Genomic DNA, 24714 nt, shown 5'->3' with positions numbered 1-24714 from the left:
GTCCCCCGCGGCGGCCTCTCCGACGCTGACCCGCTCACTGTGGAGAGAGGTCATCGATGTCGCGATGTGCAGAAGCGGCGGGCGAGGCTCTGAATGGCGTCACAGGGCGGTGCGCGGGCTGACTCGGCATCGGCGTCCGCTCGCCGGCATCCCGTCGTACGCTGGGGACATGGAGTCGGCGCTTCGGGATCCTCACGACGCGGGCGACCCGCCGAGGGGAGGTCGTCGAGAATGCATGACGTTATCGTGATCGGCGCCGGACTCGCGGGGCTCCGATGCGCCGGATTGCTCTCCGCAGGCGGGCTCGATGTCGTCGTCCTCGAGGCCGCGGATGCGGTCGGAGGACGCCAGCGCACGGACATCGTCGATGGGTTTCGGCTGGATCGCGGGTTCCAGGTACTCAACCCGGCTTACCCGGCGCTCCGGCGCAGCGTCGATCTCGACGCGCTCGCCCTGGGAAGCTTCCCGGTGGGTGTGCGGGTCCGCACAGCGGAGGGGATGGCCGAACTGCGACATCCGCTGCGGTATCCGCTGTCGATCGCGACTTCGCTGCGCAGCGGCCTGGTGAACGGCAGGGATGCCTTCGCGCTGGCCCGCTGGACCACGCCGGCATTGGTGCGTCCTCTCTCCCGTCTCGCCCGAAACGATGTCACCCTGCGCGAGGCATGGGATGCCGTGGGCCTCAGCGGCCCGCTCCGCACCGCAGTGCTCGAGCCGTTCCTCGCCGGGGTCCTGGCGGAGGGCGGTGGCGAGACGTCGAACGCATTCGCCCGGCTGCTCGTGCGGTACTTCGTGCTCGGCCGCCCCGGCCTACCCGCACAAGGGATCGCTGCGGTCCCCGAGCAGCTTGCCGCGCACGCGCGCGCGACGGGAGCCGACATCCGTCTCGACGCCCGCGCGGAACGCATGACAGCGCTCGGGGAAGGCGTCAGGGTGGAGCTGGCCGACGGCGACTCCGTCCGCGCGACTCGGGTGGTCGTCGCGGTCAGCCCCGATGCGGTCACCGACCTCACCGGGCTCGCCCGTCCGGCGACGAACGGTCTGCAGACGTGGTGGTTCGCCGCCGCCGAACCTCCGACCGCATCCGCGTTGCTGACCGTCGACGGCCGAGGCCGAGGCCCCGTCGTGAACACCGTGGTGATGACGCACACCGTACCCGCGTACGCCCCGGCCGGACGCCACCTCATCGCCGCGACCTGCCTGCTGCCGCGCGGCGCTGATCCCGCCGAGGAGAACGACGTCCGCCGCCACCTGAGTGAGATCTGGGGTGCGGACATCAGTGCATGGAAGCTGATCCGGCGCGACGACATCACCGACGCGCTCCCGGCCCAACCGGCGCCCCTGGGTGCAGCACGCTCGCCGCGCTACGCCGAGCGGCTGTACGTCGCAGGCGACCACCGCGACACCGCGTCGATTCAAGGCGCCCTCGCATCGGGCGAACGTGCCGCACGCGCGGTTCTAAGCGACGCAGGAACTTCGAGAAGCGCCGCATCACTTCACCGCTGACGGTGGCGTCACGTCGCGGTTCGCGGTCACTCGCGTCACGCTCGGCCGTTTGTCGCACCGCGGCGTCCTGTCGTGCAGCGGCGACGACCGAGCCGTGCGGTGGTGGCTCAGCCTCCGATGAACCCGTTGGTGATGACGGGGAATCCTGCGGCTTCGCAGGCTGCCAGCAGTTCAGCCCCGGGAACGTCCCACTCGCGCGAAAGGATGTTGCTCGGCCCCAGGGGCGCCTGAACTGCGGGCACGGCTTCCTTGACGGCTGCGAGAGCGTCGGAGACGCGCCCGTCGTCCGCCGCGGGGATGTTGCCGAGCACGCGCGATGCGAGCGCAGTCCAGCCGTCCAGCTCTCGCTCGGTCATGCGCTCGTCGTAGAACGCGGCCTGAGCGTTGTGCAGGATCGTCTGTACGTCGCCGAACGCATTGCACGTCACCTCATCGTCCGCCGCGCTCGAAGGTTCCGTCGTCGGGGCCGCGGTGGGCGTCTCCGTCGCCGCGGACTCCGCACTTGCGCCGCCATCGCCCGGCCCGCCGTCGGCCGCGCACCCGGAGACCCCCACGAGCACGAGGAGAGCGCCGACCACGAGGGCTGCATGGCGGGAGAACGCACGAGTTCGATGCAACGTCATGGGCGGAGCCTATCGAAACGAGCATCCGCCGGTATTCCGGCAGAAGACGCGGGTCGCGCCTCACACCCGCACACCGTCGCGGATGCCGGCGAGCAGCTTCTCGCCGATGCCCGGCACCGCGAGGAGGTCGTCGACGGACTGGAACCTCCCGTTCTCGTCGCGCCAGGCGATGATCCTCTCGGCCAGGGCGGGCCCGATGCGCGGCAGCGTCTCGAGCGCGGCCTGATCCGCCGTGTTCAGATCGATGCGATCGTCGGAGGGCGCCACGGCCCCCGGCCCGTCCGTTACCGCGCCGACCGTCGGCACGATGATCTGCTCGCCGTCCGCGAGCACACGCGCGAGGTTGATCGCGGTCAGGTCGGCGTCGTCGGTGGTTCCGCCCGCAGCCGCCACCGCGTCGACCAGCCGAGAGTCGAGATCGAGGACGTAGAGCCCCGGATGCTCGACGGCGCCGAGCACATGCACATAGAGATCACCCGTCGAGCCGCCGCCCACTGCTGCGTCGGTGGCCAGCGGCACCGATTCGGTCGGCGCCGCCTGCCCTCGCATCAGCCCGAGTCCGACGGCCGCCGACAGCACGACGAGCGCCAGCACGATCGCTGCGCCGACGCCCAATCGCAACCGGCGCGGCTGGGGCGACGGAGCGGCGGTCTCGGGCATCCCGCAACGCTAAGCGAGCGATCGGACGCCGTCATGCGCGAGGCCGCCCGACGGGGAGAACCCCCGCGGGCGGCCTGATGTGCAGAGCCGGTGCGTCGTCTGCGACGACGCGGGCGGTCAGCCCTTGACGACGATGCTGACGATCTTGGGGGCGCGCACGACCACCTTGACGATCTCGCGGTCACCGATCGAACGGATCACGCGCTCATCGGCGCGTGCCAGCGCCTCGAGCTCGGCCTCGCCGATGCGCGCGGGCACCTCGAGCTGGGCGCGGACCTTGCCGCCCACCTGCACGACAGCCGTCACGGTGTCCTCGACGAGCAGAGCGGGGTCGGCCGAACGCCAGGTGACGAGGCCCACGGAAGGCTCGTGACCGAGGATCTCCCAGATCTCCTCCGCGGTGTGCGGCGCGATCAGGTCGAGCATCACGGCGACGGTCTCGGCGGCCTCGCGGACAGCCGGATCCGCAGCACCCGCAGCGCCGTCGATGGTCTTGCGGGTGATGTTCACCAGCTCCATCAGGCGTGCGACCAGCACGTTGAACTTCGTCTGCTCGACGAGGGCCGGTGCATCCGCGAGCAGCTTGTGCGTGGCACGACGGAGCGCCGCATCTCCTCCGGCGAACACCACGTCGACGGGAGACTCCACCTCACGGGCGATCCGCAGAGCGCGGGCGAGGAACTTCTGCGCGCCGGTCGTCGAGACGTCGGCCCAGTCCTTGTCGTCCTCCACCGGCCCCGCGAACGCGAGACCCACGCGCAGCGCGTCAGCGCCGTACGCGTCGAGCTCTTCCTCGAACAGCACCAGGTTGCCCTTGCTCTTCGACATCTTCGCGCCGTCGAGCAGAACCATCCCCTGGTTGATCAGGTTCGAGAACGGCTCTGTGAAGTCGATCAGCCCCATGTCGAACAGGACCTTGGTGATGAAGCGCGCGTAGAGCAGGTGCAGGATCGCATGCTCGACCCCGCCGATGTACGAGTCGACCGGCGACCAGCGGGCCGCCTGAGCCGGGTCGAACGCCACGGTGTCGCTGTTCGGCGAGAGGAAGCGCAGGAAGTACCACGAGCTGTCCACGAACGTGTCCATGGTGTCGGGGTCACGCAGCACGGGGTCGCCGCTCGCGGCATCCACGGTGCGCACCCAGCTCTCGGCTGCGCCCAGCGGCGACGAGCCCTTGGGCTTCAGGTCGAGTCCCTCGACACTGGGCAGCTTCACCGGCAGCTGGTCTTCGGGCACCGGGATGATGCGGCCATCCTCGGCATGCAGCATCGGGATGGGCGTGCCCCAGAAGCGCTGGCGCGAGATCAGCCAGTCGCGGAGGCGATAGTTCTTCGCCGCGCGACCCGTTCCCGAGGCTTCGAGCTGCTCGATCGCACGGGCGATCGCGTTGCGCTTGGAGAGACCGTTCAGGGCGCCGGAGTTGATCATCCGGCCCTCCCCCGTCAGGGCGATGCCGGTGGATGCCGGGTTCTGCTCGTCGAGAGCGGCCCCCGTGTCGATCGGCACACCCTCGTCGTCGACCTCGATGACGGGCATCGCACCGGTGATCGGCGCCGTCGTGTCGACGACGACCTTGACCGGCAGATCGAAGGCACGGGCGAAGTCGAGGTCGCGCTGGTCGTGCGCGGGCACGGCCATGACCGCGCCGTGACCGTAGTCGGCCAGCACGTAGTCCGCGGCCCACACAGGCAGCTTCTCGCCGTTGACCGGGTTGATCGCGAATCGCTCGAGGAAGACACCGGTCTTCGGGCGGTCGGTCGCCTGACGGTCGACGTCGGTGGTCTTCTGCACATCGCCCAGGTACGTCTCGAAGCGCTCGCGCACCTCGACAGGAGCGTCCTTCGCGAGCTCGCTCGCCAGGTCCGAATCCGGAGCCACGACGAAGAACGTCGCACCGTGCAGCGTGTCGGGACGCGTCGAGAACACCGTGACCGGCTCGTCGCGGCCTTCGATGCGGAAGTCCACGTCGGCACCGACCGAGCGGCCGATCCAGTTGCGCTGCATCTGCAGAACCTTGTGCGGCCAGAAGCCCTCGAGCTGGTTCAGGTCATCGAGCAGGCGGTCGGCGTAGTCCGTGATCTTGAAGTACCACTGGGTGAGCTTCTTCTTCACGACCTCGGCGCCGCAGCGATCGCAGCGTCCGTCGACGACCTGCTCGTTCGCGAGCACCGTCTGGTCGTTCGGGCACCAGTTGACGGCGCTCTTCTTGCGGTATGCCAGACCGCGCTCGTGCAGCTTCAGGAACAGCCACTGGTTCCAGCGGTAGTACTCGGGGTCGGAGGTGTGCAGCACGCGCGACCAGTCGAACGAGACGCCGTAGTTCTGGAACGCCTGCTTCTGCTGGGCGATGTTCTGGTACGTCCACTCGCGCGGGTCGGCTCCCTGGCGGATCGCCGCGTTCTCGGCTGGCAGACCGAAGGAGTCCCACCCGATCGGGTTGAGCACGTTGTGCCCGCGGTGGCGCCAGAAACGGGCCACGATGTCGGAGTAGAGGTAGTTCTCGGCGTGTCCCATGTGCAGGTCGCCGGAGGGGTACGGGAACATCGCCAGCACGTAGCGGCGCGGCCGCTTGTCGTCGTCGCCGCCGGTGAGGAACGTCTCGTTCTCCGCCCAGTACTTCTGCCACTTGGCCTGGATAGCGTGCGCCGAGGAGGTCTCCTCGTCGACGGGAGAGGTGGACAGGTTCTCAGACAACGAACGCACGACCAATCTGAAGGGAAAAGGGGATCAGTTCAGGATATCGGAAGCCCAGGCCGCAGGCATTTCCGCGCCGAGGGCCGCAAGGGGCGCCCGCGCCTTCGTCGCCACCTCCGCGACCTCGGATGCCGCGACCGACCGCCACGTGATGCCGCCGCCCGCTCCGATCACCGCACTCTCCGCGTCGATGACGATGCTGCGGATGACCATCGCCAGGTCGAGCGAGCCGTCGTCGCCGATGTATCCGAAGCATCCGGCGTAGACCCCTCGGGGGCCGCCCTCGAGGTCATACAGCTGCGTCATCGCCGACAGCTTGGGGGCGCCGGTCATGCTCCCCGCGGGGAAGGACGCCGCGAACAGGGCGCCCGTGGTGGTGCCGACGGCCGCCGTGCCGCTGACCGTGCTGACGAGCTGATGCACGGCCGGATAGCTCTCGATCGCCCACAGCGCGTCGACACGGATCGACCCCGGCTCGCACACCTGCGAGAGGTCGTTGCGCATGAGGTCGACGATCATGACGTTCTCGGCGCGCTCCTTGACGTCCGTCGCGAGCTCCGCGGCGAGCGCCGCATCCTGCACCGGGTCGTCGTTGCGCGGTCGCGTCCCCTTGATGGGACGGGTGCGGATGACTCCGCCTTCGGCGTGCAGGAACTGCTCCGGGCTCGCGCTGAGCAGGGAGCGTCCTCCGATCCGCACGAAACCTCCGTGGTGGGCGGGGGTCGCGGATCTCAGCCGACGGTAGACGGATACGGGATCGTGCTCCCCGGTAACCGTGAACCGAGTGGTGAGGCAGAGCTGGTAGGCGATCCCGGCCCGGATCAGGTCGCGACACCGTTCGATGAGGGCCGCGTATTCTTCGGCGGTGTGCCTGGCGTCCACTCGGCGCGGCTCCGCGGCGAGCGCGGGGGCGTCCTGCGCGTCGACGGAGCGCTGTTCCGTGACGAATGCCGCCCAGTCGTCCAGATCCTCGGCCGCGCAGGCCCAGACTCGCCCTGTCGAGTGGTCGAACGCGGCGAAGCGGGTGATGCGCACCCAGGCGCCGCCTGCGGACTGGGCGGAATCGGACGTCGGGGCCCCTGCGGCGCGGGCACCGGTCTCGTAGTCGTACCAGCCGACCCAGCCGCCTCGCAGCGGAGGACGCGAGCCATCCCCGTCGAGGGCAGGCCGGTCCCCCGCGGACGCATCCAGCGGAACGTCCTCGGGGAAAGCGGACGGCTCTCCCGTTCCGATGAAACTCCACCCCTCGGACGCAGAGGCACCGGCGTCGAGCCAGAAGACGTCGGGCTCTGCCCGCTCGAGCGCGAGGAAGAGCGCGGCGGGATCCACCCGGTCCGCCAGGACGCGGGTGCTCAGACGTTCGGGCACGTTCTCAGCCTAGGCCGCGGCGTCTCCCGTATTCTCAAAGGGTGGACGACCTGGTGCCGTGGCTGATCGAGTTCATGCGATCGATCGACCCGGTCGCTCGGACTCTCGTGGCCGGGCTTGCGGTCATGCTGGAGACCAGCGTGCTGATCGGCCTGGTGTTCCCCGGAGACACGGTCGTCCTCGTCGCATCGATCGGCATCACCAGCCTGCCCGAGGCGGTGGCGATGGTCATCGCCGTCGTGGTCGGCGCTCTGATCGGCGAGAGCATCGGATTCTGGCTCGGACGCTGGATAGGTCCGCACATCCGCGCGTCGTGGGTCGGGCGTCGGGTCGGGGAGGCGAACTGGATCCGCGCCGAGCGGTATCTCGCCCGCCGAGGCGGCATCGCCATCTTCCTCTCGCGCTTCCTCCCCGTGCTGCATTCGCTCGTCCCCCTCACCGTGGGCATGAGCCACTACTCGTATCGCCGCTTCCTCGCATGGACGGCGCCCGCCTGCCTGATCTGGGCCACGGCGTACGTGAGCATCACGTCTCTCGCCGCCGGGAGCTTCGACGAGCTCGCCGACCGCGTGCACTACGCGGGCTACATCTTCGTGGGCATCATCGCCCTGTTCCTGCTCGCGGTCTTCGTCGCGAAGAAGGTGCTCTCGCGGCTCGAGGCTCGTCACCTCGACATCTCCGACACGGAGGACGCGACCGACGTGAAAGACTGAAGCAATGGCTTCGTCACCCCCGGCGCCCCGGATCCACTGGTTCGCGCGTCTCGAACACCGCCTCCACGTGTGGCGGGAGAAGCGAGCGCGCCGTCGCGGTCGCACCGCGACCATCCTCCCGTTCCCCGGGTATGGCGGCCCCGGATGGGTGCGCGTCGTAGGACGCGTGCTGATCGTGCCGCCGCAGCGCAGCACGAAAGACGGAGAACCGGCGAGCGTGCGCGGCTGGCGGAGCTTCGTCGGGATCCCCGTCAGCTTCGCGAAGGTCGCGGTGCGGATCGGTGACTCCGTGCACCACGTCGTCGCCGACCGTGGAGGCGTGATCGACTCTGTGGTCCACGTCGATCTCGAGCCCGGATGGCAGACGTTCACCTTCTCCGTCGAGGGGCAGGAGCCCGTCGAGGCCACGGCGTTCATCGTCGCGGAGTCGACGCACTTCGGCATCGTCTCTGATGTCGACGACACCGTCATGGTGACGGCCCTCCCTCGTCCTTTCATCGCCGCCTGGAACTCCTTCGTGGTCGACGAGCATGCCCGCATCCCGGTTCCCGGCATGGCCGTGCTCCTCGACCAGGTGCTGCGCGAGCACCCCGGCGCCCCGATGATCTACCTCTCCACCGGGGCATGGAACGTCGCCCCGACGCTCCGTCGCTTCCTCGGACGCCACCTGTTCCCGGCAGGCTCCATGCTCCTCACCGACTGGGGCCCCACGCACGACCGCTGGTTCCGCAGCGGACGCGAGCACAAGCTCACCAACCTGCGACGCCTTGCGTCGGAGTTCCCGCACGTCAAGTGGCTGCTCATCGGCGACGACGGGCAGCACGACGAGTCGATCTACTCGGAGTTCATGGACGAGCATCCCGACTCGGTGGCCGGTGTCGCGATCCGTCGACTGCTGCCGGCCGAGGCCGTGCTCGCCGGTGGCCGCGCGGGCCACGAGCCGCACTCCGAAGGCGTCGCCCCCTGGGTGAGCGCCGAGGACGGCGCAGGGCTGCGTGATCTGCTCGGCGAAGCCGGCATCCTCCGCTGACATGACCACCTCCCTCCCCAGACACGAGTGGCTGGAGCGTGAGCATGCTCACCTGCTTCGGGCGGATGCGCTCACCTCCGCGCACAGGGAGAGAGCATCCCGGCGCGAGAAGCACCCGGTCTGGGACTTCCTCTTCACCTACTACAACTACAAGCCCGCCCAGCTGCGGCGGTGGCACCCCGGAGCAGGCGTGCAGCTCGAGCAGGCTTCCGAGCGGCTGAGTTGGCGCTGGTACTCCCCCGGTGCCGACGCCGACAGCGCGATCCCGGATGCCGCGGCGTTCGCTCACGAGAAGTCCGACCTCGCGGCCCTCATCGAGCGGATGCTGCGGCGCACCGCCTCACGCCCCGGACAGTTCGGCTGCTTCGGTCTGCACGAGTGGGCCATGGTGTACCGGGCCGACGAGCACCGGCATCCGGTTCCCCTGCGGCTCGGACAGGCCGGCACCGACGCGGTCGTCGAGAACCACGACCTGCGGTGCACGCATTTCGACGCGTTCCGCTTCTTCACGCCCGAGGCTGTACCCCGTAACCGCACAGAGCTGACACGCGACGATCAGCCCCTGTTCGAACAGCCTGGCTGCCTGCACGCCGGCATGGACCTGTACAAGTGGGCTCTGAAGCTCGGCCCCCTCGTCCCCGGGGAGCTGCTCCTCGACTCGTTCGAGCTCGCCCGCGACATCCGGCTGCTCGACATGCAGGCCTCGCCCTACGATCTGTCCGCCTGGGACGTGGTGCCGGTGCCCATCGAGACCGCCGAAGGCAAAGCAGAGTACGTGCGACAGCAGCGCGGGTTCGCCGAGCGCGGCACGCGTCTTCGCGCCGCGCTCCTGCAGGCCTGGCTCGGCTCCGCTCAGCCGGTGGCAGTCAGCGCCTGACGTCAGCCGGCGGGCTCGCACTCCGCGCACAGCGACCACTCAGCGCTCGCCGCACTGGACTGGAGCCTGAGCGCCACCACCCTCGTGGCAGCGTCGGCGAGCCGTTCTGCCGGGAGTGCTCCCGAGTCGACCGCCGCGGTGATCCCTGCGACGATCTCGGATGCAGTGTCGGCTGTCGACCCGGCGATCATGAGAACCAGGTCGTTTCCCACTGCGACCGCCGTGACGGCGTTGGCCACCGGGTCGGCATACTCGGGAAGCCCTGAGGACTGCAGCATCCCGAGGTCATCGGTGACGAGCACGCCGTCGAACCCCAGCTCGTCGCGGGCGATCTCGTGCCACCGTGCGGAGAGCGACGCGGGTGCCGGGTCCACCGACGTGTACGCGAGATGGCCGAACATCAGCAGAGACGCCCCGGCGTCGATGCCGGCGATGAACGGCACGGCGTCCTTCGCGCGCCACTCGTCGAGCGTCTCAACCGTCGAGGGGATCGCATGGTGCGAGTCGCCTGGAGCCGCACCGTGCCCGGGGAAGTGCTTGAGCGTCGACGCGACAACGGGTTCCTGGGCTGCCGTGGCGGCGGCGACCCGATCCGCCGATGACTTCGGATCCGTGCCGAGCGCCCGGCCGTAGATGAACGACGACGGATCGGCGGTCACATCCGCGACCGTGCCGAAGTCGACGGTGATCCCCGATTTGGCGACCAGCGCCGCCCTGGCGGAGAAGGCCGCAGCGGTGTCGGCGACAGGCAGCGACTTCAGAGTCGTCGATGCGGCGTAGTCGTCGGCAGGAAGGCGCGAGACGATGCCGCCCTCCTGGTCGATCGCGATGAGTGGAGGAAGCTCGGGGTCGATCGTCAGCGATGCGGTGAGTGCCGCGAGCTCCCCATCCGTCGCCGGGATGTTCGCGCCCATCAGGATGAATCCACCGAGCCCCTGGGCCATGTAGGCGCTCAACGCCGCCGCATCCGTCGTCGGAATGTGCCCCATCACAATGCTCGCCGCCTGCTGTGCCGTCGTCATACGCCCGACCAGCATCTCGGCGCGCTCATCAGGCCCTGCGGCCTCTGCAATCGCCTCGGCGGCCACCGTGGGGGCCTCAGCGCGGCCTGTGACCTGGGCGGATGCCGACGAGGAGGCCGTGAGTGCGCAGAGCCCCACGATCGCCGCTGCTCCGACCGCCCAGGCGCGTCGCCGGAACATGGCGTCAGGCGCTGAGGGCGTCGGCGATCGGCACCGCCGAGTCGCCTGAGCCGTTCCCGAACCGGATGGTGCGACCGAAGGTCGACGGGTTGGCGACGGACTCGGCGATCACCGCTGCCACATCGGCGCGGGAGACCTCTCCCTTGCCCTCGGGGTCGAGGACGATGCGGCCGGTCGGCTCGTCGAACGTGAGCGTTCCGGGCCCGAGGATCGTGCCGTCGAGTTCGGTGCCGCGCAGGTGCTCGTCGGCCGCCCACTTCGCGTCGGCATACGGGAAGAAGTCCGCGTCCTCCGCGATACCGTGGTCGGCCTTCGAGCCGATCCACGACACCATGACGTAGCGTCCGGTTCCGGCCTCGACCGAGGCATCCATCGTGCGGATCGCGGCGTCGCGGTCGACCGCGTAGGTGCGCTCCGCGGATCCGCCGCCGGCTCCTGCCGACCACACCACCGCGTCGTGGCCTCGGATGATGTCCGCGAGCTCGGTCGTGCCGAGGGTCTCGACGTCTGCGACCAGCGCGCGGGCTCCCGTCTCTTCGACCTCGGCGACGTGATCCGGGTTGCGGATGACCGATGTGACCTCATCGCCGCGGGCGACGAGGAGAGGAGCGAGCAGCAGAGCGATGCGGCCGTGGCCGCCGAAGACGATGATTCGCGACATGTCTTCACCCTACGCGCCTCTACCGACACCGGCTCGGAGGTGGGGTCAGCGAGGGCCCTGCGAGCTGTCGATGACGAAGGCCTGCGGGTGCCCTGGGAGGTAGCGGACCACGACCGGCTCGCCGGAGGGCAGGTAGGCATCGCGATCGGGGTACACGGCCGGCGTGAAGAAGTTGCTCTCGATCGTGTACTCCACACCGCTCGAGGTAGTGAACGTCACCCAGTCGCCGTCGACGGTGCCCGTCGTCGGCTGACCGTGCTCGTGGATGTAGGCGCGCGTGATCGGCACACCCGTGAGACTGAGGATGCCGATCACGAGGTTCGCCAGCATGCCGAAGGCGAGGATGCGGAACACGATGCGACGTGCGGTGCCCACCGCCTGTCCTCGTGTCGCCGCCTCGCCGTGGAGCAGCCCTTCGCGCTCGCGGACACGTCGTATCGACATGCCGGGAGCAGAACCCGAGGCGGACATGGCGAACAGACCGAGGATCGAGAAGCCGGCGATGAACACCATCGCGTACCCGTGCGCCGCAGGGAAGTTGATCAACCAGATCAGTGTGTCGAGGATGTTCATCGTCCGGCCTCCTTCTCGATCGTCACGGCCACGGTCTTCGGATCCTCGCGGCGGTAGAACGCCCAGATCGGCGCACCGACCTGGAACCGCGAGATCGCCTCGGGGTACGCGAACACCGTCGTGTCGGTCTCCCACGTCGACGCCCCTTCTGGCGCCATGAGCACCTTCAGCTCGAGCTCGCTCTGGCCCTCGAGGCGACGTCCGGTCGGTCGCACCGCCAGCACCGACGCGGGCACCTGCATGCCCGTCGTTCGCGCTTTCACCAGACGAGGGTCGATGAGACCGCGATCGATCCTCCACTGCAGCATCGCGTCCCGAACAGTCGGATCGGTGATGTCTGCGAGCTCGACCGTGTCCTGGTCGGTGAGGCTGTACCTCACAGGGATCGGCTGTCCGATCTGGAGAGCGGCGAGATCGCTGGGCTCGACCAGCATCCGCAGCTGTCCGACGAAGTCCTCCCCGGCTTTCGGGGTGACCCGGATGAACAGGTCGTACTGCGGCACATCGTTGACGGTGAGACCGGTGCGGGAGATCTCGACGATGCGCCCCACGCCGATCTGCGACTCCCCCCGCACCCTCTTACGGCGACCGAGGCCTGACATCGTGCCTCCGAAGGTGAGGATCAGCCCCCAGGCGACCCCGATGATGATCGGTCCGCCCAGGGTGTCCTCCCCGGAGAACGGCAGGATCGACTCGCGCTGATCGATGCCGAACAGGCCTTCGCCGGTCCAGATGACGAGCCATGCCGAAAGCAGCAGCCAGATGACCAGGACGATGATGCGGATCATGCCCTCAGCGTAGCGACGACACGTGGCCGGATCGCGGAATCGGGTGCGCCGGATCCGGCCGACTCACATGGTGCGGGCGGATGCCGCGGCCAGCGCTCTCTGCACGCCCTTTGCCGCCGAGCGCCCAGCCCTGTTCGCTCCGATCGTGCTCGCGGACGGACCGTAGCCGACGAGCTGGATTCGAGGATCCTGCACCGCAGTCGTTCCACGTCCGTTTCGGTCGAGCTGGATGCCGCCCGCCGCACTGCGCAGGTGCAGCGGCGCGAGGTGGGCGATCGCGGGACGGAACCCGGTCGCCCACAGGATGACGTCGATGCGTTCGAACGACCCGTCGGCCCAGCGGACGCCGTCCGGCTCGATGCGAGCGAACATCGGGCGACGTGCGGCATAGGCACCGAGCCGCTCGGCCTCGCGTTCCTGCGGGCGGAGCATCAGGCCCGTCACGCTCACCACGCTCTGCGGCGGAAGGCCCTGCGCCACACGCTGCTCGACGAGAGCGACCGCCGCAGCCCCTGCTTCCGGGGTGAAGTCGTCGTTCCGCCACACGGGCTCCGTGCGGGTCGTCCAGAGCGTGTCGGTGAGCGGGGCGAGCGCTCCGAGGAACTGGACGGCCGAGGCTCCGCCGCCGACGACGAGCACCCTCTTGCCGACGAAGTGCGCAGGACCCGGGTAGTCGACGGTGTGCAACTGCTCCCCGAGGAAGGTCTCCATTCCCGGGTAGTGCGGCAGGAACGGATGAGTCCAGGTGCCCGTGGCGTTCACTATCGTCCGTGTCCGCCATCGCCGGTCCCCCGCGTGCACCACGAGGATCCCGTCCTCGTCCGTCACCCGGTCGACGCGCACCGGACGGACCACCGGGAGCCGATGCTCACTCTCATATGCCGCGAAGTATGCCGGAACTGCGATGTTCGCTCGCTGCCCGTCACGCGGAGGGGGCGCATCGTCCGGCAACTCGGCCACGCCGTGCACGTCACGCATCGTGAGGGCATCCCACCGATGCCGCCAGGCACCGCCGGGCTCGGCGTCGGAGTCGAGCACGACGTGGGAGATGCCGAGCCGGGTCAGATGGAAGGAGGCCGACAGACCGGCCTGACCGGCGCCGATCACGACGCTGTCCAGGATGCTCACGGTCATGTCAACGCTCGGGGGCGTGTCGTTGTTCCGGCGCTGTCAGAGCGAGATCTGGTAGTGCGTGTAGCCGGTGTGCGTCGCCACGCGTTCGTAGAGCGTCCGCGCAGTGGTGTTGCCCTCCTGCGTGAGCCAGTACACTTTCGCGCAGCCCTGCGCCTCCGCCCAGTCGCGCACGTGGGCGATCAACGCCCGTCCGGCGCCGGACCCGCGCGACTCCGCGGCGACGAAGAGATCCTCGAGATAGCAGTAGTCGGCGTCGCTCCACGTCGCCGGGTGCGTGAGCCAGTGCACGATGCCGATCGCGTGGCCGGCGCCGTCGCGTGCGATGGCGCCGTGGATCTCGCGGTCGCCGACGATGCGTTCGAAGGTGTGCCTCGTGACAGCGTCGGCGATCTGCGCTCCGTAGAACGTCAGGTAGCCGGCCCACAAGGCCGACCATTCCTCGAAGTCGTCTCGCGTGACAGCGGTGATGTTCGTCATGCCGTCCACCCTAGGGCGACGCGCCCGGGAGGCCTGCCCCGATTGGTGCTGCGCGCGATCCGTGTAGTACTCTGTTCAAGTTGCTTCGAGCAGTCAGGAAGCAGTTCTGGGCCTGTGGCGCAGCTGGTAGCGCACCTGCATGGCATGCAGGGGGTCGGGGGTTCGAGTCCCCCCAGGTCCACAACGAAACCCGCGAGAGATCGCGGGTTTTCTTGTATCTGCACGCGGATCCGGCCGTGCCTGCACAGTCCGCAGTGCAGTGCGGGCCCGCGACTACGGGACCGGTTCGAACAGGTCGCCGATGTCGCAGAGGATGTCGCCATCCGGCAGAGCCCAGACGGCTCGGTCGCCCTGCGCCATCGGCCGCAGCAGACCCAAACCGGGAATGGTCGGCCACTGATTCCCGCGGAGGAACTCACCCTCCTGGAGGAACGACGCGACCGCGACAGCGAGCCGCTGATGCTGCTCGGCGCAGACACGCAACGTTCGATCGGCGACGTCTATGCGAGCGGCCAACGTGCCCTCCTCCCCCAGCTCGATTCGAGCGAAGAGCGGGTCAGCCGGCAGTCCGACCGCCGAGAAGTCCCTGACCGCCGACTGCATCGTGGCTTCTGCACGGTATCGATGACGTAGCCGCGTCCGGGTCAGCACGCTCATCGGCGTCGCTCCTCTCATTCGACGGCGCACGCACGACCGCGCGTCATATCGCCCTCACATCTATAGAGAGTCGCGGACCTGGCTTCTGTTACGCGACGAATCGATCCGAATTGCGCCATACGGCGTCGTCACGTGCAGCGTCGCCCGGTGAACGCGACAGACTGGGGTGTGTGCAGGACGCCAGGGGCTTGCCTTCGCCCTGCGTCCCGGATAGACATACGAGGCCATCGATCGCCGGAGCGGCGATCCCTGAAGAGCGGGAGAACACGAGTGCTGGGACTTTTTCGACGACCGGAGCCCCTGTCAGACAGCGTCGGAGCGCCCAGAGAGCCCGGCCTCTGGTCCCGCGGCCTTGGACTGGCTGCGACCCGCAGTCTGCAGACGCTGGCGGTGCTCGCGCTCGTCGCCGTCGGCGTCCTGGTGATCACCCAGCTGTCTCTGGTCTTCATCCCGGTCACGATCGCGCTGATCCTCGCGTCCGCCATCCATCCTCTCGTCGCTCTGATGCGACGCAAGGGAGTCCCTTCGATCCTGGCGACGTGGATCGCGCTGATCGGCATCATCGCTATCCTCGGGGGCATCGTGTGGGTGATCGTCCTCACGGTTCGCTCCCAGTGGGACGACCTCGTCGAATCCACCACCGACGGCATCGCACAGGTGACGGCGTGGCTGGGCACGCTGCCGTTCGACATCTCGGCGATCGATCTCGATGACGTGTGGGCGAGCGCCGGGGAATTCCTCACCAGCGCCTCCTTCGGACGCGGAGCACTCGCGGGCGTCTCGGCGACCGCGAGCTTCTTCACCGGCCTCGCCCTGATGATCGTGGTGCTCTTCTTCTTCCTCAAAGACGGACCGCGCATCTGGGAGTTCCTGCTCCGCCCCTTCACCGGCACGAACTACGAGCGGGCCCGCCGCATCGGTGACAAGACGGTCGACGTGTTCGGCGGCTACATCCGCGGTACATCCATCGTCGCGGCCGCAGACGCCCTCGGCATCGGGATCGGCCTCGCGATCCTTCAGATCCCGCTGGCGATCCCGCTCGCGGTGATCGTCTTCCTGACGGCGTTCATCCCGCTCGTCGGCGCGACGGCCGCCGGGATCCTGGCGGCTCTCGTCGCCCTCGTCACGCACGGTCCGGTCGCTGCCCTCATCGTCGTCGGAATCGTGGTCCTCGTGAACCAGCTCGAGGGCAACTTCCTGCAGCCCGTCGTGATGGCTCGTTCGCTGAAGCTCCACGCCCTCGTGATCCTGCTCGCCTTGACCACCGGCACGATCCTCGGCGGAATCGTCGGTGCCGTCCTCTCGGTGCCGATCGCCGCCGTCGCCTGGGGGATCATCACCGTGTGGGACGGCCCGCACACCCCGGCCCGCCCGTTCCGGAAGAAGCGCCCGGAAGAGGTGTGATCCTCCAGACCGAGCGGGCTGTCCGGCGCCGCGGGTCATCCGACGATCACCTACTCCTCGTGGGCTGCGCGGTCAACCCGCTCCCCGGTCGGGTGCCGAGCGCCCTAGCGTGTCGCCACGATGACACGAGAGGAGCCCATCATGTCCACACCGATCCCACCGCTGGTGCCACTGCCTGACGACGGCGACCCCACAGGCGTTCCCGAGCGCGAGGTCGACGGCGAAGCCGTGCTCGACACGGACGTCGATGCCGATCAGGTCGACGGGGCCGAGGCTGATCGCCTCGCTGCGGAACGACCGGCGTCCGACGACGGAGCCTGAACTCAGGCGTGCGGCGGGGTTCGCGAACGGATCCCGCCGCACGACTCCCTCAGCTGGCGAAGAGCGGAGGATGAGACGGAATGACGATCGGCCGCGTCGCTCTGCTCGGATCCTTGGCGCGCACGACCGCTTCGAGCACCTCTGAAGCGTTCGGATAGCGGGTCTCGAGCGGCAGATCGCGAAGTCGGACGACCTCGACCCCGCCGTCCGCGTCGTAGACGCAGGCCACGACGTGCCGTGGATCGTCAGTGTCGTACCGCCGGTCGTTGATCACCCACTCCGATGCGGTGACACGTCGCAGTACATATCTAGGCTCTGGATCGCCAGACATCAAACAGCCCTCCAAGACTTCTCTCCCCCAGCAGATCATCCATCGCGGACGCTGCGGCGGATACCCCCTTGACAGGGTCAGAAGCCGGAGCCGGCCTCGAGATCAGCCGGTCGGGCGGATCGTCAGATCCGTCAGGGCGGCGTCATCAGGGAGATCGAGCGCGGTCAGGATGGTGGTCGCGACCGAGTCCGCCGAGATGAAGCGCGCGGCGTCGTACTCGCGACCTTCCTGCTGATGCACCCGCTCCTGCATGGGGGTCGCTGTGCGCCCGGGATAGATCGAGGTGACTCGGACGCCATGTTCGGCCTCTTCGGCGCGCAGGGAGTCGGCCAGCGCCTTGAGACCGTGCTTCGAGGCTGCGTAGGCAGACCAACCCGCATGTGCGTGCAGACCGGCACCCGAGTTGACGAAGACCACCCGACCACGCGAGACGCGCAGCACGGGCAGCAGCAGCCGCGTGAGCTCTGCCGGTCCCACGAGGTTCACCGCGAGCTGACGCTCCCACAGGTTGGCCGGCAGGTCTGCCACGGATCCGAGGTCGACGACTCCGGCCGCATGCACGAGCGAGTCGATGCGCTCGGGAAGAGCCGTCTGCTTGGACAGCGCCCACGACAGCCGCCCCGGCTGGGCGAGGTCGCCGACGATCGCAGAGGACCCAGGAAGCGCTGCGGTGATCTCCTTGGCACGACCAGCATCGCGTGCGAGCACCACGACCTGATCACCCCGGTCGAGCAGACGGCGCGCCAATACCGCACCGATGCCGGACCCGGCACCGGTGATCAGGTGAACGCTCATGTCAGCCGCGGTCTGCGGCGGAGTCGGCGAGCTCGAACGGGACCACGGGGCAGTCCTTCCACAGGCGCTCGAGGCCGTAGTAGACCCGCTCCTCCTGGTGGAAGACATGCACGATCAGGTCGCCGAAGTCGAGGAGCACCCAACGGGCCTCCGCGCGGCCCTCGCGACGGACACGCTTGTGCCCTGCCTCGATCAGTCTGTCCTCGATCTCGTCGGCGATCGCGGCGACGTTGCGCTCGCTGTTTCCGGTGATGAGCAGGAAGATGTCGACGAGCGGCAGCGGCTCCGACACGTTCAGCGCGACGAGATCCTCACCGCCCTTCGAGACGGCGGCGTCTGCCGCGAGCTGGAGCATCTCAACGGCGTTTTCAGGTGACTGCATCAGAACACATTCGTGGTGAAGGCGACGATCAGGGAAACGCCCAGCGCGAGCGCGAGACCACCCGCCACGATCGCGAGGATGAGCATGAGCTTGTTGCCCTTTTCGGGGGCGGGCGGGCGGATGACCTCGCCTGCGGGCTTGATGGTGCTGACGGCCGCACTGGCGGCGATCGGCGTGGGCGAGGATGCCGGAGGCAGTTCGCCGTCGATGAGCACGGCGTCGACGTCTTTGCCGTCGGTGGTGCCGTGCGCGTGGCCCTGGGAGCCGAGGCCCTTGGGGAGTTCGTATGAGCCGGTCACGAGGATCTCACCCGTCGAGGCGACAGGACCGGACAGCGAACCGTCTCCCGGCGAGGGATTGAAGATCAACGTGTTCGGAGCGAGGTGCTGCGAACCGGTCGAGTCTCCGACCGTGAGCAGTTCGTCGAAAGACGGCGAGAAGGGCTTGCGGGTGTCCGCCTCGTCGCTGAGGAGACCCTGACCGAACGCCGGGTTCACCGTGGGGTGCTCGCCGTCCGAGAGGTCGGCGTCGTCCTTGCGGTCGACATCGGCGAGGACATCGTCCGGGTCGATCTCGTCGTGCTCGTCCGCAGACTCGACCTCGATCCCGAGCTCTGCGACGGCGGCGACGGCATCCTCTTCGGCGTCCGTCTCGTCGCCCGCGGGATCTCCCGCAGCGGGAGCGAGAGGAACCTCGCCGGAGGAGTCGACACTCGTCGAGGCACTGACCGGGGTGTGCGCGATCTCCTCGTCGACCTCGTCATCGGCATCGTCGATGTCGTCCGCCGGCACGGGCGGGGTGTAGGCGGGAACCGAGTTGGCGAGAGCAGGGTTGTCGAGCAGAGGTTCTGCCGCGGCGGCCGTCTCGACAGGTGCATCCTCGACGGGCACTTCCTCGACCGGAGCCTCTTCCGCGCCCGATCCGTCGGTCTCATCTCCGCCGTCGACCGGAACGGAACCCGTCTTGGCGAGCTCCCGCTCGCGCACCTGACGGCGCGTCAGCGGAACGGCACCGGCTTCGCCGGAGGTAGCAACGGCTTCGCCGGAGGGAGCACCGGCATCGCCGGAGGGAGCACCGGCATCGCCGGAGGTAGCGGACGAAGCATCGCCGTCACCCTGCGCCGCAGCATCGTCGGCTGGTGCGGGCGACGCGTCGATCTGGTCGACCGCCTCATCCGCGCCGGGCAGCGGCGGAACGGGCGGCGCCGCGACGGCGGCCGCCGCGGCCTCTTCCGGGGTGATGACAGGCGTGGAACCAGTCAACCGGATCTCACGCAGCTGCTTACGCGTCAGCGGACCCTGATCCTGCCGATCCGATGTACTCATGCCTTGCTCCGATACAGATGATGCTTCGCGATGTATTGAACGACTCCGTCGGGGACGAGGTACCAGACCGGCTCGTCCTCACGAACCCGCGCACGGCAGGCCGTCGACGAGATGGACAGCGCCGGCACCTCCAGTTGGCTGACGTTGTCGCTCGGGAGGCCGTCAGTGCTCAGAACGTGTCCTGGACGTGAGACCGCGACGAAGTGGGCCAACTCCCACAGTTCATCATGGTCCCTCCAACTGAGAATTTGCGCTACGGCGTCGGCTCCGGTGATGAAGAAGAGTTCCACATCGGGCCGGCTCTTCTTCAGATCACGCAGGGTGTCGATCGTGTAGGTGGGGCCCTCGCGGTCGACGTCGACCCGGCTGACCGTGAACTGCGGGTTGGATGCCGTGGCGATGACCGTCATGAGATAGCGGTGCTCGCTCGGAGTGACCTCCGGCTTCTGCCAGGGGCGTCCCGTCGGGACGAAGACGACCTCGTCGAGATCGAAGGAGTGCGCGACCTCGCTGGCGGCGACCAGGTGCCCGTGGTGGATGGGGTCGAAGGTGCCGCCCATCACACCGATGCGCGCCGGACGCGAGGTCGTGTCGTCCATAGGGGCCTAGTGGCCGTGCCCTGCCTCGTGGCCGTCCTTGCCGTGCTTCGCCGCCCAGGCGTCGGCCTTGGCGGAGTGACGGTTGGCGACGTTCTTGTACGACAGCGTGACGAGGCCGAGGAAAGCGAACGCGATGATCGCGATCACGCCGAAGATCAGCGTATCGAGCTGGACATTGCCGTGATGCTCGGTTTCGGCAGCGGCCATCGCGATCTGTGCGACGAGGTTCATCCTGACTCCGTTTCGTGGCTGGCGGGCATGACTCACGAGGAGCCACAGCGCCCCCTAGTCTAGCCCTCAGCCGCGGATCTGCCCCGACCCACGCGCCAGCCACTTCGTGCTGGTCAGCTCGGAAAGCCCCATCGGCCCTCTCGCGTGCAGCTTCTGGGTCGAGATGCCCACCTCCGCGCCGAACCCGAACTCGCCTCCATCGGTGAAGCGGGTCGAGGTGTTGACCATCACAACGGCCGAGTCCACCTCGGCGAGGAAGCGCTCCGCATTGCGCGTGTCGGTGGTCACGATCGACTCCGTGTGCCCGGTGCTGTAGCGACGGATGTGCGCGATCGCGTCGTCGAGCGTGTCGACGACCTTGATCGCGATGTCGAGGCTGAGATACTCCGTCGCCCAGTCCTCCTCGGTCGCGGGGATCACGTTCGAGACGAGCCCGGCGACCATGTCGTCACCGTGGATCGCGACGCCCTCGCTCTGCAGGGCGCTCGCGACCAGGGGCACCAGCCTCGGAGCGCCTTGGCGCAGCACGAGGACCGTCTCGACCGCGTTGCAGACACTGGGCCGCTGCACCTTGGCGTTCACGACGATGTCGCAGGCCCAGTCTTCCGGAGCGCTCTCGTCGAGCACGATATGCACGTTTCCTGCGCCGGTCTCGATCACGGGAACCGTCGACTCCGTGACGACCGTCTCGATGAGTCCGGCGCTGCCACGAGGGATCAGCACGTCGATGAAGCCACGACCGTGCATGAGAGCCTTGGCGCCGTCGCGCCCGAAGTCGTCGACGGTCTGCACCGCCTCGGGTGTGACACCCGCGCCCTCCAGCGCATCACGCATGATCTGCACGAGCACGGTGTTCGAGTCTCGCGCGGCACTGCCTCCGCGCAGCACAACGGCATTGCCCGACCGCAGGGCGAGCGCGGCGATGTCGACCGTGACGTTGGGGCGCGCCTCGTAGATCGCTCCCACGACCCCGAACGGAACCCTGACCTGCTCGAGCGCGACGCCGTTCGGCATCCGGTGCCCGCCGACCACCCGTCCGACGGGGTCGGGCAGCGCGGCGACGTCACGGACCGCCGAGGCGAGGGCTGTGACGCGCTTCTCGTCGAGGCGCAGGCGATCGATCAGCGAGTCTCCGATGCCGTCGGCCTGACCCCGGGAGATGTCGAGTGCGTTGGCCTCGATGATCCTGCGCGCGCTCTGTTCGAGGGCGACAGCGATCGCCTCGAGGGCGCGGGCCTTATCGTCGCTGGTCAGCGCGGCGGTGGCGCGGGAGGCCTCTTTGGCGCGCTCCAGGCGCACCTGCGGAGTCTGGTCGGTCATCCGCCCAGTCTAGGAGAGCGCCGGCTCGAACCAGGTCCCTATGTCGGCCCCCGAGAGCGCCTGATCGACCAGGTCCGCGCTGGTCACGAGCACACCGATCCCGGAGGCCGCCGCGAGCCGCGCAGCCGAGACCTTGGTCGCCGCTCCCCCGGTTCCGACGCTGTTCACGACCGTCGAACCGAACTCGAGACCCGAGAGGTCGGCATCCGGCGCGACGACGTCGATCGGTTCGGCCGTCGGATCGGACGGCGGCTTCGTGTAGAGCGACTCGATGTCGCTGAGCAGCACGAGCGCGTCCGCCTCGATCAGCTGCGCGACGAGCGCGCCGAGGCGGTCGTTGTCGCCGAAGCGGATCTCCTGCGTCGCCACCGTGTCGTTCTCGTTGACGATCGGCAGGATGCGCAGACCCAGCAGCCGCTCCATGGCCCGGCGCGCATTCGAGCGTGAGGTCGGGTTCTCGAGGTCGCCGGTGGTGAGCAGCACCTGGCCGGCGACGATGTCGAAGGGACGGAGCGACTCCTGGTAACGGTAAACCAGGATGTTCTGGCCCACGGCCGCCGCCGCCTGCTGCGTCGCGAGATCGGTGGGCCTCGCGTCGAGACGAAGGAACGGGATGCCGGTGGCGATCGCCCCGGACGACACCAGGATCACCTCGGCGCCGCGCGCATGAGCTGCGGCCAGCGCCTCGACCAGAACGGGGATGCGCCAGGACGACTCTCCGCTGATCGAGGACGACCCCACCTTCACGACGATCCGCGAGGCGGTGGCGAGGTCCGCCCTGGTGCGAGCGGTCACTCGCCGTCCTCGCGGTACGCCGCGAGTCGCTGAGCCTCGACCTCGGCGCGGGCCTCGGCCTTGGCGTCCATCCGCTCGTAGTAGGTCTCGCGACGCTCGGAAGTGGTGCGACGGCTGTTCGGCGCCAGACGAGGGTCAGTGCCTCGCGGAGCGGTCATGAGCTCTGCCGCAGAGGTCATGGTCGGCTCCCAATCGAAGACGATGCTGTCGCCCTCGCCGATGACCACGGTCGACCCCTGCACCGCACCGAGGCGGAACAGCTCATCCTCGACGCCGAGCTTCTCGAGGCGGTCGGCGAGGAATCCGACTGCTTCCTCGTTCTGGAAGTCGGTCTGCTGGACCCAGCGCACCGGCTTCTCGCCGAGGATGCGGTAGAGGTTGCCGTAGGTGCCGCCCTCGACACGGATCTCGAAGCCCTTTTTGGGGCCCCGCGGGCGGAGGACGACGCGCTCGCGCGGCGTCTCATTGGCCGCGAGCTCGGCACGGTGCGCGTCGACGATCTCGCCTAGCGCGAAGGTCAGCGGACGCAGTCCCTCATGCGAGACGGTGGAGATGTCGAAGACACGGAAGCCTCGAGCCTCGAGGTCGGGGCGCACGAGGTCGGCGAGGTCACGGGCCTCGGGGACATCGATCTTGTTCAGCGCGATGAGCTGAGGACGCTCGAGCAGAGGGGTCTGACCCTCGGGGACCTCGTACGCCGCGAGCTCGCCGAGGATCACGTCGAGGTCGGAGATCGGGTCGCGCCCAGGCTCGAGCGTCGCGCAGTCAAGCACGTGCAGGAGAGCCGTGCAGCGCTCGACATGGCGCAGGAACTCGAGACCGAGGCCTCGTCCTTCGCTCGCGCCTTCGATCAGACCGGGGACGTCGGCGACGGTGTACCGCGACTCTCCCGCCTGAACCACTCCGAGGTTCGGGTGGAGCGTGGTGAACGGGTAGTCGGCGATCTTCGGACGAGCGGCCGAGATCGCACCGATCAGGCTCGACTTGCCGGCAGACGGATAGCCCACGAGGGCCACGTCCGCGACCGTCTTGAGCTCGAGGATGACGTCGCCCTCGGTGCCGGGTGTGCCGAGCAGCGCGAATCCGGGCGCCTTGCGCTTGGGAGTCGCGAGAGCCGCGTTTCCGAGGCCGCCGTATCCGCCCTTCGCGACGACGAACCGCTCACCGGGCTCGATCATGTCGATCAGCACCTCGCCGGCCGGGTTCTTCACCACGGTGCCGACGGGAACGGGAAGCTCCAGGTCCTCGCCCATGAATCCTGCGCGGTGGTCGCCCATGCCGGGACCGCCATTGCCGGAGCTGCGATGCGGGGAGTGGTGGTACGAGAGAAGCGTGCCCGTCTGGGTGTCCGCGACGAGGACGACGTCGCCGCCGTCGCCACCGTTGCCGCCGTCGGGGCCGCCGAGCGGCTTGAACTTCTCGCGGTGCACCGAGACACAGCCGTTGCCGCCCTTGCCCGCGCGCAGATGCAGCGTCACGGTGTCGACGAAACTGACCATGTCCCACTCCTCAATGATGATTTCGGCCCGAGACGGAGTCTCGGCCTGAAACAGAATTCGGCCAGAATCTGAATTCGGCCAAATACAGAATTCGGGACGGGCCGAAGCCCGCCCCGAATCGGATGTCTACTGTCGTGCTGTGATCACTCAGCAGCGGCGACGATGTTGACGACCTTGCGGCCGCCCTTCGCGCCGAACTGGACCGCACCGGCGGCCAGAGCGAACAGCGTGTCGTCGCCGCCACGGCCGACGTTCACGCCGGGGTGGAAGTGCGTGCCGCGCTGGCGGACGATGATCTCGCCGGCGAGAACCTGCTGCCCACCGAAGCGCTTGACGCCAAGTCGCTGAGCGTTGGAGTCACGACCGTTACGGGTGGAGCTTGCGCCCTTTTTATGTGCCATGTCCTGGTCTCCTCGGTCTTTACTTGATGCCGGTGATCTTGACGCGCGTGAGCTCCTGACGGTGGCCCTGGCGCTTCTTGTAGCCGGTCTTGTTCTTGTACTTCTGGATGATGATCTTCGGGCCGCGGAGGTTGCCGATGACCTCAGCCGTGACCTTGACCTTCGCCAGCGAGTCAGCGTCGGTGGTCACCGTGGCGCCGTCGACGAGCAGCACTGCGGCCAGCTCGATCTTCTCGCCCTGGGCAGCCTTGACACGGTCGAGCTGAACGATCGTGCCGACCTCGACCTTCTCCTGCCGCCCACCGGCGCGCACTACTGCGTAAACCACTTCATACCTGTTTCGTTGGG

28 protein-coding genes and 1 tRNA gene are annotated in these 24714 nt (G+C 68.4%); 7 read left to right on the top strand and 22 right to left on the bottom strand.

Annotation, left to right across the window (positions count from 1 at the left end; all coding sequences use genetic code 11):
- The first annotated feature begins 231 nt into the window (after positions 1–231).
- Positions 232–1506 (top strand): FAD-dependent oxidoreductase, encoded by a 1275-nt coding sequence (locus ASF63_RS16865; protein WP_056516781.1) that lies wholly within the window; start codon positions 232–234, stop codon positions 1504–1506.
- Between the two features lie 107 nt (positions 1507–1613).
- Here the strand turns inward: ASF63_RS16865 and ASF63_RS16860 are convergent, their stop codons facing one another.
- From ASF63_RS16860 to ASF63_RS16845, 4 genes are all read right to left on the bottom strand, one after another.
- Positions 1614–2129 carry a hypothetical protein gene (locus ASF63_RS16860; RefSeq protein WP_056516778.1) on the bottom strand — a complete coding sequence of 172 codons (516 nt, stop codon included), beginning with the start codon at positions 2127–2129 and terminating at the stop codon, positions 1614–1616.
- Between the two features lie 60 nt (positions 2130–2189).
- On the bottom strand, positions 2190–2789 hold the full coding sequence (locus ASF63_RS16855) for a ComEA family DNA-binding protein (protein WP_056516774.1): 600 nt from the start codon (positions 2787–2789) through the stop codon (positions 2190–2192).
- 117 nt (positions 2790–2906) lie between these two features.
- Positions 2907–5483: a leucine--tRNA ligase gene (gene leuS, locus ASF63_RS16850; RefSeq protein ID WP_056517336.1), complete on the bottom strand. Its 2577-nt coding sequence runs from the start codon at positions 5481–5483 to the stop codon at positions 2907–2909.
- Positions 5484–5516: 33 nt separating this feature from the next.
- Complete coding sequence (locus tag ASF63_RS16845; RefSeq protein ID WP_200934037.1) at positions 5517–6851, bottom strand: anthranilate synthase component I family protein; 1335 nt, start codon at positions 6849–6851, stop codon at positions 5517–5519.
- A 41-nt stretch (positions 6852–6892) separates the two neighbouring features.
- On the opposite strand from ASF63_RS16845, the gene ASF63_RS16840 reads away from it, so the two are divergent.
- Genes ASF63_RS16840 through ASF63_RS16830 form a run of 3 tightly spaced genes read left to right on the top strand, consistent with a single transcriptional unit; the run spans position 6893 to position 9471 of the window.
- On the top strand, positions 6893–7564 hold the full coding sequence (locus ASF63_RS16840) for a DedA family protein (protein ID WP_056516771.1): 672 nt from the start codon (positions 6893–6895) through the stop codon (positions 7562–7564).
- A 4-nt stretch (positions 7565–7568) separates the two neighbouring features.
- On the top strand, positions 7569–8594 hold the full coding sequence (locus ASF63_RS16835) for an App1 family protein (protein ID WP_056516767.1): 1026 nt from the start codon (positions 7569–7571) through the stop codon (positions 8592–8594).
- Position 8595: 1 nt separating this feature from the next.
- The gene (locus ASF63_RS16830; protein ID WP_056517323.1) at positions 8596–9471 is read left to right on the top strand and encodes a hypothetical protein; all 876 of its coding nucleotides are present in this window, start codon (positions 8596–8598) and stop codon (positions 9469–9471) included.
- A gap of 2 nt (positions 9472–9473) precedes the next feature.
- Here the strand turns inward: ASF63_RS16830 and ASF63_RS16825 are convergent, their stop codons facing one another.
- From ASF63_RS16825 to ASF63_RS16800, 6 genes are all read right to left on the bottom strand, one after another.
- Positions 9474–10673: a glycoside hydrolase family 3 N-terminal domain-containing protein gene (locus ASF63_RS16825; RefSeq protein ID WP_056516764.1), complete on the bottom strand. Its 1200-nt coding sequence runs from the start codon at positions 10671–10673 to the stop codon at positions 9474–9476.
- A 4-nt stretch (positions 10674–10677) separates the two neighbouring features.
- Positions 10678–11334, bottom strand: coding sequence for an SDR family oxidoreductase (locus ASF63_RS16820; RefSeq protein WP_056516763.1), 657 nt, complete (start codon positions 11332–11334; stop codon positions 10678–10680).
- Between the two features lie 45 nt (positions 11335–11379).
- Positions 11380–11907, bottom strand: coding sequence for a hypothetical protein (locus ASF63_RS16815; protein WP_056516761.1), 528 nt, complete (start codon positions 11905–11907; stop codon positions 11380–11382).
- The gene (locus ASF63_RS16810; RefSeq protein WP_056516758.1) at positions 11904–12695 is read right to left on the bottom strand and encodes a hypothetical protein; all 792 of its coding nucleotides are present in this window, start codon (positions 12693–12695) and stop codon (positions 11904–11906) included. Before ASF63_RS16810 ends, ASF63_RS16815 begins: the two co-directional genes overlap by 4 nt.
- A gap of 63 nt (positions 12696–12758) precedes the next feature.
- The gene (locus ASF63_RS16805) at positions 12759–13823 is read right to left on the bottom strand and encodes an NAD(P)-binding domain-containing protein (RefSeq protein ID WP_056517321.1); all 1065 of its coding nucleotides are present in this window, start codon (positions 13821–13823) and stop codon (positions 12759–12761) included.
- Between the two features lie 42 nt (positions 13824–13865).
- Complete coding sequence (locus ASF63_RS16800; RefSeq protein ID WP_056516755.1) at positions 13866–14306, bottom strand: GNAT family N-acetyltransferase; 441 nt, start codon at positions 14304–14306, stop codon at positions 13866–13868.
- Positions 14307–14414: 108 nt separating this feature from the next.
- On the opposite strand from ASF63_RS16800, the gene ASF63_RS16795 reads away from it, so the two are divergent.
- Positions 14415–14487, top strand: a tRNA-Ala gene (locus ASF63_RS16795).
- Between the two features lie 92 nt (positions 14488–14579).
- On the opposite strand, the gene ASF63_RS16790 is transcribed toward ASF63_RS16795, so the two are convergent.
- Complete coding sequence (locus ASF63_RS16790; RefSeq protein WP_157534417.1) at positions 14580–14963, bottom strand: hypothetical protein; 384 nt, start codon at positions 14961–14963, stop codon at positions 14580–14582.
- A 273-nt stretch (positions 14964–15236) separates the two neighbouring features.
- Between ASF63_RS16790 and ASF63_RS16785 the strand changes: the two genes are divergently transcribed.
- Together ASF63_RS16785 and ASF63_RS16780 are read left to right on the top strand one after the other, a co-directional pair.
- On the top strand, positions 15237–16367 hold the full coding sequence (locus ASF63_RS16785; RefSeq protein ID WP_082478329.1) for an AI-2E family transporter: 1131 nt from the start codon (positions 15237–15239) through the stop codon (positions 16365–16367).
- Positions 16368–16508: 141 nt separating this feature from the next.
- Entirely contained in the window at positions 16509–16688 is a 180-nt protein-coding gene (locus ASF63_RS16780) for a hypothetical protein (RefSeq protein ID WP_056516749.1), read from the top strand.
- 49 nt (positions 16689–16737) lie between these two features.
- On the opposite strand, the gene ASF63_RS16775 is transcribed toward ASF63_RS16780, so the two are convergent.
- The 11 genes from ASF63_RS16775 to rplU all read right to left on the bottom strand — a co-directional run bounded on the left by ASF63_RS16775 (position 16738) and on the right by rplU (position 24694).
- Positions 16738–16962 (bottom strand): hypothetical protein, encoded by a 225-nt coding sequence (locus tag ASF63_RS16775; RefSeq protein ID WP_235560845.1) that lies wholly within the window; start codon positions 16960–16962, stop codon positions 16738–16740.
- Between the two features lie 159 nt (positions 16963–17121).
- Positions 17122–17814, bottom strand: a complete 693-nt coding sequence (locus ASF63_RS16770) for an SDR family oxidoreductase (protein ID WP_056516744.1) — start codon at positions 17812–17814, stop codon at positions 17122–17124.
- 1 nt (position 17815) lies between these two features.
- Positions 17816–18196, bottom strand: coding sequence for a ribosome silencing factor (rsfS, locus tag ASF63_RS16765; RefSeq protein WP_056516741.1), 381 nt, complete (start codon positions 18194–18196; stop codon positions 17816–17818).
- Positions 18196–19521 carry a hypothetical protein gene (locus ASF63_RS16760; protein WP_056516737.1) on the bottom strand — a complete coding sequence of 442 codons (1326 nt, stop codon included), beginning with the start codon at positions 19519–19521 and terminating at the stop codon, positions 18196–18198. Before ASF63_RS16760 ends, rsfS begins: the two co-directional genes overlap by 1 nt.
- The gene (gene nadD, locus ASF63_RS16755) at positions 19518–20120 is read right to left on the bottom strand and encodes a nicotinate-nucleotide adenylyltransferase (protein WP_056516734.1); all 603 of its coding nucleotides are present in this window, start codon (positions 20118–20120) and stop codon (positions 19518–19520) included. Before nadD ends, ASF63_RS16760 begins: the two co-directional genes overlap by 4 nt.
- A gap of 6 nt (positions 20121–20126) precedes the next feature.
- Positions 20127–20351, bottom strand: a complete 225-nt coding sequence (locus tag ASF63_RS16750) for a hypothetical protein (protein ID WP_056516731.1) — start codon at positions 20349–20351, stop codon at positions 20127–20129.
- A 66-nt stretch (positions 20352–20417) separates the two neighbouring features.
- Positions 20418–21671 (bottom strand): glutamate-5-semialdehyde dehydrogenase, encoded by a 1254-nt coding sequence (locus ASF63_RS16745; RefSeq protein WP_056516728.1) that lies wholly within the window; start codon positions 21669–21671, stop codon positions 20418–20420.
- A 9-nt stretch (positions 21672–21680) separates the two neighbouring features.
- A complete protein-coding gene (proB, locus tag ASF63_RS16740) occupies positions 21681–22466 on the bottom strand; it encodes a glutamate 5-kinase (protein ID WP_056516726.1) in 786 nt (261 codons plus the stop codon).
- Entirely contained in the window at positions 22463–23965 is a 1503-nt protein-coding gene (gene obgE, locus ASF63_RS16735; protein WP_056516723.1) for a GTPase ObgE, read from the bottom strand. The genes proB and obgE overlap by 4 nt, the downstream gene beginning before the upstream one ends.
- Positions 23966–24108: 143 nt before the next feature.
- Positions 24109–24366, bottom strand: a complete 258-nt coding sequence (gene rpmA / locus ASF63_RS16730) for a 50S ribosomal protein L27 (RefSeq protein WP_028501603.1) — start codon at positions 24364–24366, stop codon at positions 24109–24111.
- Between the two features lie 19 nt (positions 24367–24385).
- Positions 24386–24694 (bottom strand): 50S ribosomal protein L21, encoded by a 309-nt coding sequence (rplU, locus tag ASF63_RS16725; protein WP_028501602.1) that lies wholly within the window; start codon positions 24692–24694, stop codon positions 24386–24388.
- Positions 24695–24714 lie beyond the last annotated feature (20 nt).

It is taken from the genome of Microbacterium sp. Leaf320 (assembly GCF_001423485.1).
Lineage (GTDB): Bacteria > Actinomycetota > Actinomycetes > Actinomycetales > Microbacteriaceae > Microbacterium.
Note: the sequence above shows the minus strand (reverse complement) of the source record. Positions and strands in the feature narration are given on the sequence as shown.